At 33.2% G+C, this 5,800-nt stretch carries 8 protein-coding genes and 2 pseudogenes; all 10 read right to left on the bottom strand.

The features are described 5' to 3' along the window. Positions 1 to 42: 42 nt before the first annotated feature. A pseudogene (gene gpmA, locus GA0061074_RS08925) lies at positions 43 to 260 on the bottom strand (2,3-diphosphoglycerate-dependent phosphoglycerate mutase); the annotation flags it as partial. 786 nt (positions 261 to 1,046) lie between these two features. Beyond that, positions 1,047 to 1,253 (bottom strand): hypothetical protein, encoded by a 207-nt coding sequence (locus tag GA0061074_RS08920; protein ID WP_092464067.1) that lies wholly within the window; start codon positions 1,251 to 1,253, stop codon positions 1,047 to 1,049. Between the two features lie 351 nt (positions 1,254 to 1,604). Continuing rightward, positions 1,605 to 2,621, bottom strand: coding sequence for an ATP-binding protein (locus tag GA0061074_RS08915; protein ID WP_092464063.1), 1,017 nt, complete (start codon positions 2,619 to 2,621; stop codon positions 1,605 to 1,607). Between the two features lie 397 nt (positions 2,622 to 3,018). Beyond that, positions 3,019 to 3,150, bottom strand: a complete 132-nt coding sequence (locus GA0061074_RS09380; RefSeq protein WP_419154524.1) for a DUF4767 domain-containing protein — start codon at positions 3,148 to 3,150, stop codon at positions 3,019 to 3,021. 83 nt (positions 3,151 to 3,233) lie between these two features. Next, a pseudogene (locus GA0061074_RS09335) lies at positions 3,234 to 3,407 on the bottom strand (DUF4767 domain-containing protein); the annotation flags it as partial. Between the two features lie 161 nt (positions 3,408 to 3,568). Further along, positions 3,569 to 3,721 (bottom strand): hypothetical protein, encoded by a 153-nt coding sequence (locus GA0061074_RS09155; RefSeq protein WP_159426674.1) that lies wholly within the window; start codon positions 3,719 to 3,721, stop codon positions 3,569 to 3,571. A gap of 300 nt (positions 3,722 to 4,021) precedes the next feature. Next, positions 4,022 to 4,195, bottom strand: coding sequence for a hypothetical protein (locus GA0061074_RS09150; RefSeq protein ID WP_159426673.1), 174 nt, complete (start codon positions 4,193 to 4,195; stop codon positions 4,022 to 4,024). Positions 4,196 to 4,361: 166 nt separating this feature from the next. After that, the gene (locus GA0061074_RS09375; RefSeq protein ID WP_419154523.1) at positions 4,362 to 4,520 is read right to left on the bottom strand and encodes an SHOCT domain-containing protein; all 159 of its coding nucleotides are present in this window, start codon (positions 4,518 to 4,520) and stop codon (positions 4,362 to 4,364) included. A 99-nt stretch (positions 4,521 to 4,619) separates the two neighbouring features. Then, on the bottom strand, positions 4,620 to 5,072 hold the full coding sequence (locus GA0061074_RS08890; protein WP_092464052.1) for a hypothetical protein: 453 nt from the start codon (positions 5,070 to 5,072) through the stop codon (positions 4,620 to 4,622). Between the two features lie 21 nt (positions 5,073 to 5,093). Then, the gene (locus GA0061074_RS08885) at positions 5,094 to 5,390 is read right to left on the bottom strand and encodes a hypothetical protein (RefSeq protein WP_092464049.1); all 297 of its coding nucleotides are present in this window, start codon (positions 5,388 to 5,390) and stop codon (positions 5,094 to 5,096) included. Positions 5,391 to 5,800: the final 410 nt, after the last annotated feature.

The raw sequence follows: 5,800 nt of genomic DNA, 5'->3' as shown, positions 1-5,800 counted from the left end.
TACCAACATCACTGTCAGTAGTCTCATCAATTTGTATTCTAATTAAGCTTCAGGCTTCAAGATTTTCTTTGAAACAACGTTCAAATCTTCATCTAAATCGTAAATCCAAGGTTGACCGTTAGCAATTTCAACACCCATGATATCTTCATCAGAGATTTGCTCAATATGCTTTACTAGGGCATGCGATGAGAGTTCCCGTGGGCACCGATAACAACGTTCTTACCATCCTTCAATGCCTTTGAAATGTCTGAATCCCAGAATGAGTTAGAAAGTCCTATGGTTCCCATGACATCGGACTTTATTTAGTGACTATGCGGCGATTCAAACACAAAATACAGCTACTTTAAGCGCCCATCTTAAATTAGTTTTTTATGACAATGTAACTATTTTTTCAGTAATTATAAGTAAAAATAACGTCCCTTTCAATCCTACCACCCCATTGTTTTTGCAAGACAATTTTCCTACTATTCTTACGAATAAAAATAGTAGTCACTAGTAAAAAAACAGTGACTACTACTCATAACACACCATTAATTTTTAAGGATAGAAGGGGATTATCATTATAGCTGTTGTAAACTTTTTAATGCAACTTTACTTTCATTTTCAATAACATATTTAAAGCTATGTGTATAAGTAGATAGTGTAATTGCACTACTGCTGTGTTCAGCAATTGTGCATCCATTTTTGCAAATGTAATTAGATAAGATAAATATGTGTGACGTAGCCCGTGAAATGTAATAATACTATGAATATCCATATTTAACTCTTTTTTCTGAAAACTACGAAATATGTAACTAACTACATCTTCCTTTGGAATGACATGGTTCGTTGTTCTAAACACTAAATTTTTATTATCCCGTTAACCCGATGCAAAGTTCACTTGAGTGATATACTTTTCCCATTGATGTAGCTTACTAACCAATCTATCAGGAATAGGTATGTCCCTTATTGAAGAAGGTATTTTAACAGGCCCTATCTTTTTAGTAGTAACAACATAAGATTGTCGAACCTCAATTATTAGATTATCATTATCTAATTTCAAATTATCAAATGATAACCCAATAATTGTGCCAAGAAATCTTCACCACTCGATTACCAGCCTCAGTCAATTTTCCTTGAGCTGACATCAAACCGAACTGTTCAGCACTTGTAAGTCTCTGACGAATCATCGACTCCTTGTCAGCTTTGTCCCCCTCCGCTTGAATACCATTAATAAATTCTTCCTTCGTAACTTGCACCACTTGCTTAGTCAACGGATATACTGTATCGATATTATCCTCAACTTAGTCGTATAAAAGCGTACGTTGATTAAATTTCAAATTTACATTTTTGGGTGTATAAATCTTATTTTGATTTGGAACTATCTCAAATAAATCAATTGTTTCGTACTTTTTAAAGTACGGCAACCAATTTGATTAGTTCCGTAATTGATCTTGGTGATGTACGCCAAGTAAAAAGTGTTCATTAGCCAATTAATTTTTCCTGTACCCGTTATGATTATTAACCGTGAAATCACGGAATAACTCAATTTGAAACTTAACAAGTACTAACCAGCTACAGCAGATACTGAACAACCGCCCAATGCCTTTCTAACCTATAATAAGTTATTTGGTCAAATCTATCATCTTAGAAGCTTTAGACGCAGATTGAATCGCGCCATCAATATTCTTAGATTCAGCTTCTCCTTCCGACACAATTTCTGAAATAATTTTTTGGTCAATGTCTTCCATAATTTCAGTATTTAATTGTAATCGAATAAATGTACCTTTTATTTGAAGTTGTGTCTCCTTATATACTTTCTCTCCTGTATTGTTCATTTCTATAAGAAAATTTCCAGATCCTAATAAAAAATCACCATATTTTTCTGTCAAACGGCTAGTAACATACAATCCAAATCCCGAATTATCCCAATTTCCTCCCGTTTTATGGGCATATTTTTTTCCTGATATTCCTGGCTTTAAGGCATATCTGACTGCATGTTCATCATCTTCCACTATGTCCTTAAAATCTTTATTAATCTTAAGTGTTTGCCTTATTCCTTCACCATCATCAGAAATAACGACTTCAACATATTCCTCTGTAGGATGTACTTGAGCTGCTATCCACACTTGGTCAGTCGTTGAATGTTCGAAAGGGTTGCGTACCATTTCACGAATTAAATAGGCATATATTTTTTTAAGAGTAGAATTGTCTGTTAAAACTTTTGCTAAACTTTCTGAATATGTTTCTATACCTATATGCAAATCACCCATTTTTGATAATTGATATAAATTACTTTCCGTGACCACTGTAATTGGTACAAACCTACTGCTAGGTGTAGCTTCCCCAACATCATTTCCATAATCAATACCAATTCCTTTAAAAAAGCCAACGTGAGCTGCATAATTTATGGCTGGTCTACCTTCGTGCCAATAATCTGCTTCCTTCATTGGCCAAAATTTTTTCCCTTTCTTCCTTAAATCCTTAATTGCTTTGATAAATAAAATCATTCCATCCATTCGTACTTTATACATTTTACTAAAATCAAGTTGTATATTATCATCAGATATATTATACAATTCATTTATCATTTTCAATGTTCCACTCATTGTTACGTTAGAAACTTTAAATAACTGCGTCATACATTCTCCTTAATAAAAAATTGAAATAATTTTTATACTGTCCAAAGAACAGAAGTAATGTTAAATTGCATATTTTATTCTATAATTAACGATTTAAAATTTACATTACTTAAATAGTATATAAATTTTATTATATCAATAATTATTATATTTTTATTCAATAAAATTTTTCTGATAAATGGTTCATAAAGAATACCGATATTTTTTGATTATTAAACACTTTTATAAGGTTCTAAAATTCTACTGCATACATTTTTCAAATAAACTCTAGCTATCCATGGATGAAAAAAAGACTATGAAATTATATTTTCACAGTCCTTACCTACAATTTACTTATTATACAAAATCTCAATTTTACAAAATATACGCAAACAACTACTAAATAACAATTAAATTACTAATGATTCACAATATTTGCAAACCCAGATTGTAACTCTGTATTATTGGTTAACTTCAATTCCAACTTATCACCATTAGTCGTTTGGCACACATAGACTTCTGGCTGGGTATTATGCAAAATGAAAAGTATGTCGTTGGTGATTCTTGTCCTGATATAGTACCTGATGCAACTGCCACAACTTGATAATTACCTACATTATGTCCCAAAGGATCCTAAGTCAGGTGAACATCCTTACCATTTATTTGTGCATGCCCATTTATATCTCCAGAATCAATTACTTCAGAAAAAGTGTACCCTAGATGATTAACATTTTCCCCATCATATGTCCCCGCGTATTTTTGATGCATATCACTTTGCCATTGTGCCATCAGCCGTGATAAATCAGCTTGTTTAGCAGATGATCAGTTCGTATTGATAACACAAGTACTAGTTGAACTGCTTGTGCTACTATTTTCAGAACTCCCTTGGACTTTCGAACTAATATCTTTTTCACTTGCACTATGAGAATGTGATTTTTCTAATGTTTTGGGCTACTTGATTTTGTCACTTAAGACTTAGTTGAACCATCATTAAGTAGATAATATCCACCAAATCCACCTGCACTAATAAGTATCACAATATTTGCATCGTATAAATGCACTGGCAAATTGATTTGCTGACCGATTTGCTGACCACTCACCTGCTTAAATATCTTAAGCAATAACTCTTCATTTCCATCGACTGCCCCTAATATTTACTGATAAGTCGGCTGTAATGCCTCACGTTCTATTTTTATCATAAGATAGGTACCCCTCCTTTATACGCATTCTCCCTTTTAAAATTTTACCTACTCATTTGAAACTTAGCTAATTACTAAATTATTAACCTACTAACTAATTTTCTTACTAAGAATGATACCTCAATTTTTGATTTATCAGTAGTCATAATTGTGAGTAACAAAAAAGCAGTAATCGATATATGATTACTGACTTAAGTTTTTATTTAAATAAGCAATTATTTTCTATAATTTGTGAATTACTTTTTTTGCGGTAACTAACTTACGTTCCTGACCAACAACAGGAAATCTATCAACCATGCCACCCCATGATTCTTGTTTTCCAAAAGCAAAAATCAACGCAAATATCAATAGACCAGCATTATCAAATACTAGCGCAAAAAGCCACCAAATCCACATGACGACTGCAAACTTATAATTTTCAAAGTATAGAAACCCCATTTCCAGGAATAATACTCAATAAGGCTGCAATAATTTTAGACTTGGGACTTATTTCATCAGTTGGTTCAACATAATCCACGGCTTCATTTAGTTTGCCGAAAACTGGATTTTTGATTAATTTGTCCTATGTTTGCTTAATATTATCAAATATATTTTTTTCAGTCGATTCAGAATGGTTTACTCTGGAACTATCACTTAATATTGCCTTCCTGATTGTTTCAAATTCGTCTTGCGTAATTACGCCCTCATCTAGTAGCGCCTTATAACTCTTAAGCTTTTCTATTTTCGAAATTCTACTATATTACCTGTCTCTCATTCCTAATACTTTTTGACAACAAAAATCAGTAATCATAGCAATAGCATCTGATTACTGATTACATTTTTATTCGGCTACAATACCTTCTATTATTTCGGTTGCCTTATTAATATCCTCTTCAGTCGGATTAACCGAATCTACTAATGCCTTCATTAACTTCCTACCCATTAGTTTCATGGAAACATACGTTATGCCACCAGAAACTACGCCACCTAAAATAGGTATAGCTTTGGATACTAATTTACCAGTTCCTTCTTTGGTTACCTGAATGCCAATTTGCTTTCCTATTGTCTTAACTAACGGATACCACATTGTCTTTGTTAAGGGCTTTGCAATAATTTGTTTACCAACATTCAGGCCAGCTCCTCTGGCGACAAACATAATACTGGCATTCCCATATGAAATTCCCAACATCACAGCCAGACATATCTGTAACGTTCGGTGACCTGCTTCCGTTAAGTTTCCCTCATCACTTAATAAATCAGATATACCATATAGGTACCCAAGTTGTTGCGCCATTCGTAAAGCAAAACCATAATATTACACCATATCAGCAGTAAATGTTCCTGCCATAACCAATGGATTAGACGGCAAACCTGCCATAACAGATGCAGTCGTTGATTTCTCGGCGTTCTTCCTGATAATTTTAGCCGCAATCTTTTCTAATTCTTCAGTAGAGATAACTGCTTGAGGACCTTCCTCCATAATAATATGTAATTTCTCACTAGATACATCTGAAAAAGTTTTGCTCAAAAATTCTCGACGATTAATTCTCACACCCGGAAGCTTTATAACTCCCTCAACTATTTGAATGCCCATATTGTCCCCATCTGCCATACTAGCCAGTCTCCTCATTATTCATTGTAATTTGTACCAATAATCCTTATAATGATTTTACTCATTTATGAAATACTAATCTAAAGCATGGGCTATTGTATCACTTCATTACATTCTTAGTAAGCATGTCATTTGGATTTTTCAGTCACGAGTTCATTTCCTGAGGTATTTTTCATAATTGAAGAATAGTTAGAGTCAATAGGTAGGTTGTAAAAACTACCTCAAGTTGCGTATCATTTCTTTGAACAAATTAGCTACAGAGAGATATTGATTGGAGATTCGTAGTTTCATCTATCTACCCTATCAAATAAAAAGACTACCAACATCACTGTCAGTAGTCTCATCAATTTGTATTCTAATTAAGCTTCAGGCTTCAAGATTTTCTTTGAAACAACGTTCAAATCTTCATC

The organism is Weissella bombi (genome assembly GCF_900094835.1).
GTDB lineage: Bacteria > Bacillota > Bacilli > Lactobacillales > Lactobacillaceae > Weissella > Weissella bombi.
This window is presented reverse-complemented; position numbering and strand designations above follow the sequence as displayed.